The organism is Hylemonella gracilis ATCC 19624, from assembly GCF_000211835.1.
Lineage (GTDB): Bacteria > Pseudomonadota > Gammaproteobacteria > Burkholderiales > Burkholderiaceae_C > Hylemonella > Hylemonella gracilis.
The window spans coordinates 39681-52306 of the sequence record NZ_AEGR01000047.1 but is presented as its reverse complement, the minus strand read 5'-3'; the positions used below and the strand labels follow the sequence as shown (position 1 = coordinate 52306).

The 12626-nt window shown below is 67.7% G+C and carries 13 protein-coding genes; 10 read left to right on the top strand and 3 right to left on the bottom strand.

Features of this window, described 5'->3' with window-relative positions; all coding sequences use genetic code 11:
* Both HGR_RS06020 and HGR_RS06015 read left to right on the top strand, forming a co-directional pair.
* Positions 1 to 737 (top strand): Ppx/GppA phosphatase family protein (locus tag HGR_RS06020; RefSeq protein ID WP_006297256.1); only part of this gene is annotated, 737 nt, incomplete at its 5' end.
* Between the two features lie 63 nt (positions 738 to 800).
* Positions 801 to 1475 carry a glutathione S-transferase family protein gene (locus HGR_RS06015; RefSeq protein WP_006297255.1) on the top strand — a complete coding sequence of 225 codons (675 nt, stop codon included), beginning with the start codon at positions 801 to 803 and terminating at the stop codon, positions 1473 to 1475.
* Positions 1476 to 1555: 80 nt separating this feature from the next.
* On the opposite strand, the gene arfB is transcribed toward HGR_RS06015, so the two are convergent.
* The gene (arfB, locus tag HGR_RS06010) at positions 1556 to 1948 is read right to left on the bottom strand and encodes an alternative ribosome rescue aminoacyl-tRNA hydrolase ArfB (protein ID WP_006297254.1); all 393 of its coding nucleotides are present in this window, start codon (positions 1946 to 1948) and stop codon (positions 1556 to 1558) included.
* A 132-nt stretch (positions 1949 to 2080) separates the two neighbouring features.
* On the opposite strand from arfB, the gene leuC reads away from it, so the two are divergent.
* The 6 genes from leuC (at position 2081) to HGR_RS05985 (ending at position 7852) form a co-directional block, all read left to right on the top strand.
* Positions 2081 to 3502: a 3-isopropylmalate dehydratase large subunit gene (gene leuC / locus HGR_RS06005; protein WP_006297253.1), complete on the top strand. Its 1422-nt coding sequence runs from the start codon at positions 2081 to 2083 to the stop codon at positions 3500 to 3502.
* A gap of 65 nt (positions 3503 to 3567) precedes the next feature.
* Positions 3568 to 3732, top strand: a complete 165-nt coding sequence (locus tag HGR_RS17245) for a hypothetical protein (RefSeq protein ID WP_006297252.1) — start codon at positions 3568 to 3570, stop codon at positions 3730 to 3732.
* Positions 3733 to 3739: 7 nt separating this feature from the next.
* Complete coding sequence (gene leuD / locus HGR_RS06000) at positions 3740 to 4384, top strand: 3-isopropylmalate dehydratase small subunit (RefSeq protein WP_006297251.1); 645 nt, start codon at positions 3740 to 3742, stop codon at positions 4382 to 4384.
* Between the two features lie 129 nt (positions 4385 to 4513).
* Complete coding sequence (gene leuB, locus HGR_RS05995; protein WP_006297249.1) at positions 4514 to 5584, top strand: 3-isopropylmalate dehydrogenase; 1071 nt, start codon at positions 4514 to 4516, stop codon at positions 5582 to 5584.
* Positions 5585 to 5683: 99 nt separating this feature from the next.
* Positions 5684 to 5956 (top strand): DUF4242 domain-containing protein, encoded by a 273-nt coding sequence (locus HGR_RS05990; RefSeq protein WP_006297247.1) that lies wholly within the window; start codon positions 5684 to 5686, stop codon positions 5954 to 5956.
* 54 nt (positions 5957 to 6010) lie between these two features.
* A complete protein-coding gene (locus HGR_RS05985) occupies positions 6011 to 7852 on the top strand; it encodes a BTAD domain-containing putative transcriptional regulator (protein WP_006297245.1) in 1842 nt (613 codons plus the stop codon).
* Here HGR_RS05985 and HGR_RS05980 read toward each other — a convergent pair.
* Together HGR_RS05980 and HGR_RS05975 are read right to left on the bottom strand one after the other, a co-directional pair.
* Positions 7831 to 8211 carry a cupin domain-containing protein gene (locus HGR_RS05980; protein ID WP_006297243.1) on the bottom strand — a complete coding sequence of 127 codons (381 nt, stop codon included), beginning with the start codon at positions 8209 to 8211 and terminating at the stop codon, positions 7831 to 7833. The two genes, HGR_RS05985 and HGR_RS05980, sit on opposite strands and share 22 nt — an antisense overlap.
* A gap of 44 nt (positions 8212 to 8255) precedes the next feature.
* Complete coding sequence (locus HGR_RS05975) at positions 8256 to 8516, bottom strand: DUF2798 domain-containing protein (protein WP_006297241.1); 261 nt, start codon at positions 8514 to 8516, stop codon at positions 8256 to 8258.
* Between the two features lie 385 nt (positions 8517 to 8901).
* On the opposite strand from HGR_RS05975, the gene asd reads away from it, so the two are divergent.
* Entirely contained in the window at positions 8902 to 10032 is a 1131-nt protein-coding gene (gene asd, locus HGR_RS05970) for an aspartate-semialdehyde dehydrogenase (RefSeq protein WP_006297236.1), read from the top strand.
* Positions 10033 to 10215: 183 nt separating this feature from the next.
* A complete protein-coding gene (locus HGR_RS05965) occupies positions 10216 to 12585 on the top strand; it encodes a type IV pilus assembly protein FimV (RefSeq protein ID WP_006297235.1) in 2370 nt (789 codons plus the stop codon).
* Positions 12586 to 12626: the final 41 nt, after the last annotated feature.

Genomic DNA, 12626 nt, shown 5'->3' with positions numbered 1-12626 from the left:
GGATCAAGGAAGCCCGCCGCGCCGTCATCGGCGGTGGTCTTTCGGTGCTGCGCGCGGTGTTCTCGCTGCTGGAGCTCGACGAGATGCACGTGGCCCAGGGCGCGCTGCGGCACGGCGCGCTGGTGGACCTGATGGACCGAGAACACGCCCAAAGCGACCAGCGCAGCCTCAGCGTGCAGCGGCTGGCGCACACCTTCGGGGCGGACGAGCGCCAAGCCCAGCGCGTGGGCCGGGTCGCCGAGTTCTTGCTGATGTCGCTGGTGCAGGACCAAGCCCCCCTTGAGCACGACGAACTCGCCCGGCATCTGCGCAAGCTGAACTGGGCCGCCCAGCTGCACGAGATCGGCAGCGCGATCTCGCACACCGATTACCACCGCCACGGCGCCTACATCCTCGACAACGCGGACGCGGCCGGCTTCACCATGAACGAGCTGCACCGCCTCAGCCAGTTGGTGCTGGGACACCGGGGCAAGCTGCGCAAGCTCGAAGGCCTGCAACTCGACGACCCGGACTTCGTGCTGCAACTGCTGGCCCTGCGCCTGGCCGTCATCCTCTGCCACGCCCGGCGCGAGCCGGACTTGCAGGGCCTGCGGCTGAGTTGGGACGGGCTACGCTCGGTCCGGCTGGAGTACCCCGAAGGCTGGGGACGTGCTTGGCCGCAATCCGCTTGGCTGCTGCACGAAGAAGCACAAGCGTGGGCGAAAACCGCCTGGACCATCGACGTGCAAGCGGCGTGAGGCCCGCCCACACAGGGTGTGCACCCGATGCGCCCAGCGCCGATTTCTGTTGAAGTCGGGGCCATGCAGACCCACATTTATTCCGGCCCCTTGAGCATGTTCGGCGCGAAGGTTGAGATCGCGGCCCGTGAAAAAAACCTGGCCTTCGAACTGGTCATGGTGCCCTTCACCACCGACGACGCCTACGAACCCAAACACCCCGAGGTGCTGCGGGTCAACCCGGTCAAGCAACAAGTGCCGGTGCTGGTCGACGACGAGGTGGCGTTGTTCGACTCGACGCAGATTTTCGAATACCTTGAAGACCGCTACCCCGGCCCCGCGCACCTGGCACTGTGGCCGCAAGGCGTGGCCGAGCGGGCCCACGCGCGGCAACTGGAGCAAAAGTCCGACGAGGTCTTCTTTCCGAACGTGGTCAAGCTCTTCGGCCTGCAGCATGACATGCGGAGCGCCCCGGCGGTTGCGGCCTGCGCCGCCTGCGCCCGTTTCTACGAGGACCTGGAAGCGCTGCTAGCCACGCGCGAGTACTTGGCCGGCCCCTACTCCTACGCCGACATCGCCTTCTACATGGCCCATGTGTTCGCCGACCGCAAGGGCGCGGGCATGACGACCGCGACGCCTCGCCTGGTGGCCTGGCGCGACCGCGTGGGCGAACGAACGGCGGTGCGGGCTGTGGTGGACCCGATGATGTCTTTCCTGGCGTCACAGGGACGCGGCGTGCCGGCCTTTCTTCAGCGCTGACGGGACGGCATCTCCTCGGGCGGGCCCGCCCTGCCCTGGCTTGCCGGGCCCTGGTCCGCAGCGGCAAGCCGGTAAGCGATTCAGTCCGAGACCTTGCCGCGCCCGGCCTTGACCTCGGCGCGCACGGCCTTGCCGCGCAAGCGGCGCAGCTTGGACGCCCGTGTCGGCTTCGTGGCGCGGCGCGGCCGGGGAATGTGCGAAGCCTGCGCCACCAGTTCAGCCAGGCGCGCCCAGGCCTCGGCCTTGTTCTGCTCCTGGGTGCGGGCGGTCTGGGCCTTGATCACCACTACGCCGTCCTTGCTCACGCGCTGGTCCGGCCAGGCCAGCAGGCGGTCCTTCACGTGCTCTGGCAGGGACGAAGCGCGGATGTCGAAGCGCAGGTGGACCGCGCTGGACACCTTGTTCACGTTCTGCCCGCCCGGGCCTTGGGCGCGCACGGCGGTGAATTCGACCTCGTGTTCAGGAATGGGCATGGCGCTGAGCTTGCCACAAGTCCATGCCGCCAAATCCACGCCGGTCAGCAGGCCCCAGCGCAGAGGGAATGTCCGCGACGTCGCCCCGCATAAAATGCCCCTTTCTCCAGAGACTCACGCAAAGTAGCCACCATGGGACAAACGCTTTACGACAAGATCTGGGACGAGCACGTCGTCCACACCGAGGAAGACGGCACCGCCATCCTCTACATCGACCGGCACCTGGTGCACGAAGTCACCAGCCCGCAGGCCTTCGAGGGCCTGCGCCAGGCCGGCCGCAAGCTCTGGCGCGTCAGTTCCGTGGTCGCCACCGCCGACCACAACACGCCGACCAACGGCTGGGAACGCGGCTATGACGGCATCGCCGACCCGATCAGCAAGGAACAGATCACCACGCTGGACAAGAACGTCAAGGAATACGGCGCGGCGGCTTTCTTCCCCTTCATGAGCAAGCGCCAGGGCATCGTGCACGTGATCGGCCCGGAGAACGGCGCGACCCTGCCTGGCATGACCGTGGTCTGCGGCGACAGCCACACCAGCACCCATGGCGCCTTTGGCGCGCTGGCCCACGGCATCGGCACCAGCGAGGTCGAGCACGTGATGGCCACCCAGACCCTGCTGGCCAAGAAGGCCAAGAACATGCTGATCAAGGTCGAAGGCCAGGTGACCAAGGGCGTGACGGCCAAGGACATCGTGCTGGCCATCATCGGCAAGATCGGCACCGCCGGCGGCACGGGCTACACCATTGAATTCGCCGGTTCGGCCATCCGCGCCCTGAGCATGGAAGGCCGCATGACGGTCTGCAACATGGCCATCGAGGCGGGCGCGCGCGCGGGCCTGGTGGCCGTGGACGAGAAAACGATCGAGTACGTCAAGGGCCGCCCGATGGCGCCGACCGGACTGGAATGGGACCAGGCCGTCGCCTACTGGAAGACGCTGCACTCGGACGCCGACGCGAAGTTCGATCGCGTGGTCGAACTCGACGCCACCCAGATCCTGCCGCAGGTGACCTGGGGCACCTCGCCCGAAATGGTTCTGGGCATCGATGGCCGCGTGCCCGACCCGGACAAGGAAAAGGACGCCGTCAAGCGCGGCGCCATCGAGCGCGCCCTGAGCTACATGGCGCTGGAACCGGGCAAGCCCCTGAACGACATCTACGTGGACAAGGTCTTCATCGGCTCCTGCACCAACAGCCGCATCGAGGACATGCGCGAGGCCGCCGCCGTCATCAAGAAGCTGGGGCAAAAAGTCGCCAAGAACATCAAGCTCGCCCTGGTCGTGCCCGGCTCGGGCCTGGTCAAGGAACAGGCCGAGCGCGAAGGCCTGCACGAGATCTTCAAGGCCGCTGGCTTCGAGTGGCGCGAGCCCGGCTGTAGCATGTGCCTGGCCATGAACGCCGACCGGCTGGAGCCTGGCGAACGCTGCGCCTCGACCAGTAACCGCAACTTCGAAGGCCGCCAGGGCGCGGGCGGACGCACCCACCTGGTCAGCCCAGCCATGGCCGCCGCCGCCGCCGTGCACGGCCATTTCATCGACATTCGCACGATCGCCTGAGCGCCGAACCACGGCATCTCAGCCCAGGCGCCCTGCTCACCCCCTCCTCACGAAAGGACAGCCGCATGAAACGCATCACCGTCTGCCTCGCCGCCGTCGCGACCTGCCTGGTCTTGGCCGCGTGCAGCAGCACCTGGTCCGGCGTCAAGGAAGACTCCAAGGAAATCGGTCATTCCGTCGGCAAGGGCCTGGAAAAGGCCGGCGAGAAGATCCAGGAAATGACCAAGTAATCCGACCATGCAGAAATTCACCGTGCACCAAGGCCTGGTGGCCCCCATGGACCGCGACAACGTGGACACGGACGCCATCATTCCCAAGCAATTCCTCAAGTCGATCAAGCGCACCGGCTTCGGCCCCAACCTCTTCGACGAATGGCGTTATCTGGACCCGGGCTATCCTGGCCAGGACCCGGCCTCGCGCAAGCCCAACCCGGACTTCGTGCTGAACCAGCCCCGTTACCAGGGCGCCTCCATCCTGCTGGCGCGGCAGAACTTCGGCTGCGGTTCCAGCCGCGAACACGCGCCCTGGGCCATCGAGCAGTACGGCTTTCGCGCGCTGATCGCGCCCAGCTACGCCGACATCTTCTTCAACAACTGCTTCAAGAACGGCCTGCTGCCCATTCAGCTGCCCGAGGCCACGGTGGCCCAGCTCTTCGACGAATGTGCGGCCTTCCCCGGCTACCAGCTCACCATCGATCTGGAGCGGCAGGTGGTCGTCAAGCCCCAGGGCGAGGAGATCGCCTTCGACGTGCAGCCCTTCCGCAAGTACTGCCTGCTCAACGGCTTCGACGACATCGGCCTGACCTTGCGCCACAAGGACAAGATCCAGGCCTACGAAGCGCAACGCCTGGCGACCAAGCCCTGGCTGGCGCACGTGATGTAAATCATTAAGCACACCCCAGGCTGCGCGCACTTCGTGTCGCTCTGCCACCCCCCCTTGCAGTGGGCAAGGCCAGTGGGCCGGCAAAGCCGGTCCACGGCCTTTCCCGAAAACATATTGGAGACTCTCCCCATGAAAATCGCAGTTCTGCCTGGTGACGGCATCGGCACCGAAATCATCGCCGAGGCCGTCAAGGTGCTGAAGGCCCTGGACTTGAAGTTCGAGATGGAGACGGCCCCCGTGGGCGGCGCGGCCTACGAAGCCGCCGGGCACCCCTTGCCCGAGAGCACGCTCAAGCTGGCGAAAGAGGCCGACGCCATCCTCTTCGGCGCGGTCGGTGACTGGAAGTACGACAAGCTGGAGCGCGCCCTGCGCCCCGAGCAAGCCATCCTCGGCCTGCGCAAGCACCTGGGCCTGTTCGCCAACTTCCGCCCCGCCATCTGCTACGAACAACTCACGCACGCGTCCAGCCTCAAGCCCGAACTGGTTTCGGGCCTGGACATCCTGATCGTGCGCGAGCTGACGGGCGACATCTACTTCGGCCAACCGCGCGGCAAGCGCACGGCCACCGATGGCGCCTTCCCCGGCGCGGAAGAAGCCTTCGACACCATGCGCTACACGCGCCCCGAGATCGAGCGGATCGCGCATGTGGCTTTCCAGGCCGCGCGCAAGCGCAACAAGAAGGTCACCAGCGTGGACAAGGCCAATGTGCTGGAAACCTTCCAGTTCTGGAAAGACATCGTCACCGAAGTCGGCCAGCAGTACCCGGACGTGAAGCTGGACCACATGTACGTGGACAACGCGGCCATGCAATTGGTGAAGGCGCCCAAGTCCTTCGACGTGATCGTCACCGGCAATATGTTCGGCGACATCCTCAGCGACGAGGCGTCCATGCTCACCGGCTCCATCGGCATGCTGCCCTCGGCCAGCCTGAACAGCAAGAACCAGGGCCTGTACGAACCCAGCCACGGCAGCGCGCCCGACATCGCGGGCCAGGGCGTGGCCAATCCCTTGGCCACCATCCTCTCGGCCGCGATGATGCTGCGCTTCAGCCTCAACCAGGAAGCCGCCGCCCAGCGCATCGAAGCTGCCGTGCAGAAGGTGCTGGCCCAGGGCCTGCGCACGCCGGACATCCACAGCGCCGGAACGACCAAGGTCGGCACGGCGCAGATGGGGGATGCGGTGGTCAAGGCCTTGTCCTGATTTTTTTGAACGACGGGTTGTGGGCGGGTGCGTCACACGGTGGCTCACACGCCCGCCGCCTATCGTCGGGGCTCCTTCAACTTTCACAGGAGCTCCCACATGCCCAAATTCGTCATCGAACGCGCCATCCCCGGCATCGGTGCCACACGGTCCGCTGAAATGCAGGCCATCTCGCAGAAATCCTGCGGCGTGCTCAAGGAAATGAGCCCGCGCGTGCAGTGGGTGCAAAGCTTCGTCACCAGCGACAAGATGTACTGCATCTACAACGCCGAGAGCGGTGACGCGGTGCGCGAGCACGCCCAGCGCGGCGGCTTTCCGGCCGACAGCGTCGCCCAGGTCAAGGCGATCATCGACCCCGTGACCGCGGAATGAGGTCCGGTCGCGCAGGCTTGCGTTGACGCACGGCCTGCGCGACCATCGCTAGGCATGCCCTTCCTCTCGATCCACCTGCTGGGTCCGCCTCGCGTCGAACGCGGGGGCGGGACCGTCACGCCGCCACGCGGACGCAAGGCCTGGGCCTTGCTGACCTACCTGCTGTGCCGCCCGGGGCCTTCCACCCGGGCCCATCTGGCGTCGCTGCTCTTCGAAGACGCCGAGGACCCACTGGCCGCCTTGCGCTGGAACCTGAGCGAGTTGCGCCGTCTGCTCGGCGACGCGGCAATGCCTCGGGTCGAGGCCCCCCTGCTGGCGCTGCCGCCCGACGCCTGCGTGGACATCGAAACCGTGACGCGCGGCGCCTGGCCGCAGGCACTGCAACTCCCCGGCCTGGGCCGGGACCTGCTGGAGGGCATGTTTTTCCCCAACTGCCCGGCCTTTGAGGTCTGGCTGGCCACCGAGCGCCGCCGCCTGCGCGCGGCCACCGACGCCCTGTTGCACGAAGCCGCTCAGGAGCGGTTGGCAGCCGGCGCGGCCTCCGAAGCCGCCGACATCGCCAGCCGCCTCGTGCAATCGAACCCGCTGGACGAAGACTTCCAGGTGCTGCTGGTGCGCTGCCTGGCCGTGGCAGGCGATGGGATCGCCGCCGCGCGGCAAGCGGCCGCGTGCCGCGAGTTGTTCCGGCGTGAGCTCGGCATCACCCCCGGCCCGGCCCTGGACGAGGCCATCCACACCGCCACCGCGCGCCCCATTGCGCAACCCGCCACGGGCCGGGCCGCCGCGCTGGCCCAGCTCGAAGCCGGTGAAGCCGCCGTCGGCGCGGGTGCGCTGGACGCCGGGTTGCACTGCCTGCGCCGCGCCATCGTCGAGTCCGACGCCAGCCATGACCCCGATCTGCGCACCCGCGCCCGGGTGGCGCTGGGCAGCGCCCTGGTGCATGCCGCCCGGGGCCGCGACGAAGAAGGCGCCGAGGCCCTGCACGAGGCCTTGGCCGTCTACCAAGAGGCCACCTCGGTCCGGCCCGCTTTGGCGGCGGCGGCCTGCCGCGAGCTGGCTTATGTCGAGTTTTTGCGTGGCCGCTACGAGCGTGCCCTCCTTTGGCTGCGGCGTGCCGCGCCCCTGGCCGCGGACGACCCCGCGGAACAGGCCCGCATCGCCACCGTGCAGGGCGCGGCGCTCAGCGACACCGGCCACTACCCGGATGCCATCGCAGTGCTGGACCAGGCCTGCACGCTGGCCGAAGGGGTGGGAGACACACGCCAGCTGGCCTACGCGCTCTCCATGTCCGGTCGCGCCTCGCTGCTGACGGGGGAACTGGACAAGGCCGCGAGCGCGCTCCAACGCTCCCTGCAATTGGCGCAACGCGCCTGGACGGCGTTCCTGCCCTGGCCGCAATCGCTGTGCGCCGAGCTGGACCTGCTGCGCGGGGACGTCGCCGGCGCGGCGGAACGCTTTGAGCAGGCTTGGGCGCTGGGCTGCCACCTGGGTGATCCTTGCTGGGAAGGGATTTCCGGGCGCGGCCTGGGGCTGGTCGCTTTCGCGCGAGGCGACACGTCACAGGCGATCACCCTCCTGGTCGACGCGCTGCGGCGTTGCGCGCGCCTGCCCGACGCCTACCTCTGGGGCCAGGGCTACACCCTGGACGCGCTGTGCAGCGTGGCCATGGCCCAGAACCTGCCGCATCACCTGCCCCAGACCACCACCTGGCTCGCCGAACTGCGCGCCCTCGCCGAAGGCGCGGGCATGCGCGAATTCACGGCCCGTGCGCTCGCGCACCAGGCCCGGCTGGGCGACGAGGCCAGCCTCACCGTGGCCCGCCTGCTGGCCAGTGACATCGGCAATCCACGCCTGGACCGGGAGCTGGAAGGCCTTCAGCCCGGCGTCTTCTCGTAGATCACGAAACGCTTGGTGGAGGTCTCGACCACTTCCCACGTGCCCACGAAACCACGAGGCACCACGAATTCATCGCCCGCACGCACGGTCACCGCGTGACCGGCCTCGTCGGTGATGACGCTCACGCCCTCCAGCATGCGGCAGTACTCCTCCTCGGTGTAGCGGACGCGCCATTTGCCCGGTTCGCTGCGCCAGAGGCCGACGACGTACTGCCGCGTAGGGTCGGTGTAATGCATCCAGAGCGTCTGCTTCGGATTGCCCGTGATGAGTTTCTCGGGCGCGAGGAAGTAGTCCTCGGAGGCGTTGGCGTCGGCGGTGTCTGGGGTGGAGATCAGGCGCAGGACGGTGGACGGGTTCATGTCAAGGGCAAGTGCTCAATAACGGCCCAACTTGCCGATCCAACTTATCGCTCCATCTGCACCACCATGGCCGTCAGGCGACGCACCAAGGGCAAGAGCAAGAGCACGGTCGGAAAGGCCACCACCCAGGACAGCGCCCAGGCGCCCAGCCACCCCTGCAAGGTGATGGCCTGCCAACCGATGCTGCGCAAGGTGGTGATGAAGGAAATGATCCCGGACATCATGAGGGAGAGAAACAAGGGCATCACCACGGCGGCGTAACGCGCGGGCAGCTTACGAAAAGGCAAGGAGATGGGGGAATTCATGAAACCTCGATAAGGAGCGCGGGGCTGGGGCTTGCGCGACTCGCGCGGGACCGTAAGGCCGGGGAGGACAACAAGCCGTGGGCCGCGATTGTTCCACAAGGCGTCAGCGCGGCCCCATCCGCTACAATCCCCCGCCATGTCGCCCGCCCGCCTGTTCCCTCTGAACACCGCCGCCATCCTGGCCGGCGGGGTCGCGCGCGCGGACATCACCAAAACCACGACGATCAAGGGCTGACCTCGCCCCGGCTCGTCGCGCGCCCTCTCCGGCACCGAACGACGAGTCGGAGCCGGGCCACAGTCCCTGATTCCCATGGTTGCGTCACAGCGACGCCGTGTGTGTTGGAACGCTGTTTGTTTTTAACCTGATGTTGTGAAGGGCACGGTAATGAGCAAGTTGGTAGGTCTGGTCGGCTGGCGCGGCATGGTCGGCTCGGTGTTGATGGATCGCATGGTCGAGGAAAAAGACTTCGACCTGATCGAGCCCGTGTTCTTCTCCACCTCGAACGCGGGCGGCAAGGCCCCGTCGATGGCGAAGAACGAGACCACGCTGCAGGACGCGCACAACATCGACGCGCTCAAGCGTTGCGACATCATCATCACCGCCCAGGGCGGCGACTACACGACCGAGGTCTTCCCCAAGCTGCGCGCGGCGGGCTGGAAGGGCCACTGGATCGACGCGGCCTCCACGCTGCGCATGAAGGACGACGCGGTCATCATCTTGGACCCGGTGAACCTGCCGGTCATCCAGAACGCCCTGTCCAAGGGCGGCTTGAACTGGATCGGCGGCAACTGCACCGTGAGCTGCATGCTCATGGGCGTGGGCGCGCTGTACAAGGCGGGGCTGGTTGAGTGGATGAGCACCCAGACCTACCAGGCCGCCAGCGGCGGCGGCGCGCAGCACATGCGCGAGTTGCTCACGCAATACGGCACGCTGAACGCCGAGGTCAAGAGCCTGTTGGCCGACCCCAAGAGCGCCATCCTGGAAATCGACCGCAAGGTCATCGCCAAGCAGCGCAGCCTCTCGGCCGAGGAAACCGCCAATTTCGGCGTGCCGCTGGGCGGCTCGCTGATTCCTTGGATTGACAAGGACCTGGGCAATGGGGTCAGCCGTGAAGAATGGAAGGGTGGCGCCGAGACCAACAAGATCCTGGGCCAGGGAGAAGGCTTCGGCTCGCCGGCCGTGCCGGTCGACGGTTTCTGCGTGCGCATCGGTGCGATGCGCTGCCACAGCCAAGCCCTGACCTTCAAGCTGAAGAAGAATGTGCCGCTGGCGGACATCGAGGCCATGATCGCCGCCGACAACGCCTGGGTGAAGGTCGTCCCCAACAACAAGGAAGCCACCATCCGCGATCTGACCCCGGTGGCGGTGACCGGCACGCTGACCATCCCCGTGGGCCGCCTGCGCAAGATGGCCATGGGCCCGGAATACCTGGGTGCCTTCACCATCGGCGACCAGCTGCTGTGGGGCGCGGCCGAACCGCTGCGCCGCATGCTGCGCATCCTGCTGCAGGCCTGAACGCCTGGATGACGGCGGCCGCTCGCGGCCGCCGAACGCACCCGATCGCGGCCAGCCAGGTTCGCACGGGTGCAAAACGAAAGAAAACGCAAAGATTAAGCATCTTCTCAGCTTGTCAAGCCAAGTCATTGATGCTATGGTACTTTTTGATTTTTAGCCCCTGCCCGACTCTCGGAGGCCCCCGTGATTTCCGCCCAAACCCACCGCGCCCGCTGGCAACCAGGCGTGCTTCAAAAAAGCGCCTTGGCCCTGGCCTGCGCGACGGCGCTCGGCTTGTTCAGCGCTGCGGCCCACGCGCTGTCCCTGGGCCGCGCGGTGGTCCAGTCCTCGCTGGGTGAGCCCCTGCGCGCCGAAGTCGAATTGCTGGACATCAGCAATGAAGACGCCGCATCCCTGCGCGCCCGACTGGCCTCGCCGTCCTCTTTCGCGGCCAGCGGCATGGAGTACAGCCCCGCGCTCAACGGCCTGCAGATCACCCTGCAACAACAGAACGGGCGCTATTTCCTGCGCCTGAGCAACCCGCAGGCGGTCAGTGAGCCCTATGTCGACCTGATCTTGGAAGCCACCTGGGCCTCGGGCCGGCTGGTGCGCGATTACACCTTGCTGTTCGATCCCCCGCCGGGCGGCACGCCAACCGCCACCGCCCCCGAGAGCAGCAAGCCGGCCGACGCAGCCGCCGCGCCCGAAAGCGCGGCGCCCGTGTTCACACCCCCCGTGACCACGGCCTTGCCCCCGCCCGCCACCCCGATCCCCGACGCCGCGCCCGCCGCCGAGCCCACGGCCCCCGTGGCATCGGCGGCACCGTCCGAGCCTGCTGCCGCCGAATCGGCCGCAGGCGGGACGACGGCCCCCAGCCCCAGCCCTAGCCCCACTGCGGCGGCGGAACCTGCGCCGGCTCCCGCCGTCGCAGCAGAAACCCCTGCCTCGCCCCAGCCGGCGGCCAGCGAAAGCGCCTCCGCGGCCCCGGCGCCAGCCGCTTCGGCCGCGCCTGCAGCGGCCAAGACCGAATCGCGTCAGACCGCGGCCCCGCGCAGCACGCGCGTCACCGTCAAGCAGGGCGATACCGCGAGTGACATCGCCATGGCCCACATGGCCAAGCAGCCTGCCTATGTGCAGGTTTCGCTCAACCAGATGCTGGTGGCGATGCTGCGCGCCAACCCGCAGGCTTTCGTCAACGGCAACGTCAACCGCCTGCGCACCGGCGCGGTGATCACCCTCCCGGGGGCCGAGACTGCGCAGAACGTGACCCGCAACCAGGCCCGCCAGCTCGTCATTGCCCAGAACCTGGACTTCGACGATTACCGTCGCCGTCTGGCCGACGCCGCCCCCGCTCGCGCCGCCGCGGCCCAGCGCCAGACCGGTGGCAACGTGCAAGCTCAGGTGCAAGACCGCCGGCCTGCGGCCACAACGCCCGACCAGCTGACCCTGTCCAAGGGAGCGGTTCAGGCGCAAAGCGCGCAAGCCCTGGCCGAGGAACGCAAAGCCCGGGAGGCTGCGGAACGCAGCGCCGCGCTGAACAAGAACATCGCCGAACTGGAAAAGTTGAGCAAGGCCACGGCGCCCACGCCGCCCGCATCGGGCCCCGCGCCCGCTGCCCCCGCGGCAAGCGCCACTGCCCCCAGCGCGGCGACGGGCGGCGATTCGGTGCCGGTCACCTCGGCCACGGGTGCGGCTGCCCAGGAAGCTGCGGCGGCCACACCCGCCACGCCCGAGCACACCGTTTCTTTCGACGAACTGGTGAATGACCTGCTGGCCAACCCGGTCGTGCCCGCCGCGGGCGCGGGCTTGGCCGCCCTGCTGATCGGTTTGCTGGTCTACCGTCGGCGCAAACAGCGCGCTGCGCTCGACGAGTACCAGGACAGCATGCAGGCCAATGAAGAGCCTGGCGATCCCCAAGGCGCACCGTCCGTGCCCGCGGGTGACGACGTGGACCCCGTGGCCGAAGCCGAGCTTTACCTGTCTTATGGCCGTGACCAGCAGGCCGAAGACATCCTCAAGGACGCGCTGCCGCGCCAACCCAGGCGCGTGGCCATCCACCAGAAGCTCGCCGAGATCTACGCCAAGCGCAATGACCTGGTCAATTTCACCCAAATCGCCGCGCAAGCCCATGAGGCCAGCGGCGGCAGCGGCCCCGAATGGGACGTGATCAGCGTACTGGGCCGCGAACTCGACCCCGATAACGCCCTCTACCAGTCTGGCGAGACGATGAGCAACATCTCGCCGGAGGCCGACCTGGATTTCGGCGAACCCACGCCCCCGCCCCCACCCCCAACAGCTGCGGCCCCGGCGGCCGCGCGGGCCGAGCCGCCCGCGGTGGACTTCGATCTCAGCAGCCTCTCGCTGGACTTGGATGCACCGTCGCCCAGCCTGAGCGCGGGCCCGACGGCCACCGAGGCCGAGGACGATCCGCTGGCCACCAAACTGGCCCTGGCGGACGAGTTCAAGGCGATTGGCGACACCGATGGCGCGCGCGCGCTGATCGAGGAAATCATCGCCGAGGCCGAGGGCGATATGAAGGCACGCGCCGAACAGGCCCTGGCGGCCCTGGGTTGATGCCCGCGCGGTGTGCCGCAGCGCGGACCTGAGAACCGCGG

Bases quoted from the DNA above. Each gene is read 5' to 3' on its own strand.
- leuC (WP_006297253.1), top strand. From the start codon at position 2,081: ATGGGACAAACGCTTTACGACAAGATCTGGGACGAGCACGTCGTCCAC.
- HGR_RS05980 (WP_006297243.1), bottom strand. From the start codon at position 8,211: ATGAACCCGTCCACCGTCCTGCGCCTGATCTCCACCCCAGACACCGCC.
- arfB (WP_006297254.1), bottom strand. From the start codon at position 1,948: ATGCCCATTCCTGAACACGAGGTCGAATTCACCGCCGTGCGCGCCCAA.
- HGR_RS05975 (WP_006297241.1), bottom strand. From the start codon at position 8,516: ATGAATTCCCCCATCTCCTTGCCTTTTCGTAAGCTGCCCGCGCGTTAC.
- HGR_RS05990 (WP_006297247.1), top strand. From the start codon at position 5,684: ATGCCCAAATTCGTCATCGAACGCGCCATCCCCGGCATCGGTGCCACA.
- HGR_RS17245 (WP_006297252.1), top strand. From the start codon at position 3,568: ATGAAACGCATCACCGTCTGCCTCGCCGCCGTCGCGACCTGCCTGGTC.
- HGR_RS05985 (WP_006297245.1), top strand. From the start codon at position 6,011: ATGCCCTTCCTCTCGATCCACCTGCTGGGTCCGCCTCGCGTCGAACGC.
- leuB (WP_006297249.1), top strand. From the start codon at position 4,514: ATGAAAATCGCAGTTCTGCCTGGTGACGGCATCGGCACCGAAATCATC.
- asd (WP_006297236.1), top strand. From the start codon at position 8,902: ATGAGCAAGTTGGTAGGTCTGGTCGGCTGGCGCGGCATGGTCGGCTCG.
- HGR_RS06015 (WP_006297255.1), top strand. From the start codon at position 801: ATGCAGACCCACATTTATTCCGGCCCCTTGAGCATGTTCGGCGCGAAG.
- leuD (WP_006297251.1), top strand. From the start codon at position 3,740: ATGCAGAAATTCACCGTGCACCAAGGCCTGGTGGCCCCCATGGACCGC.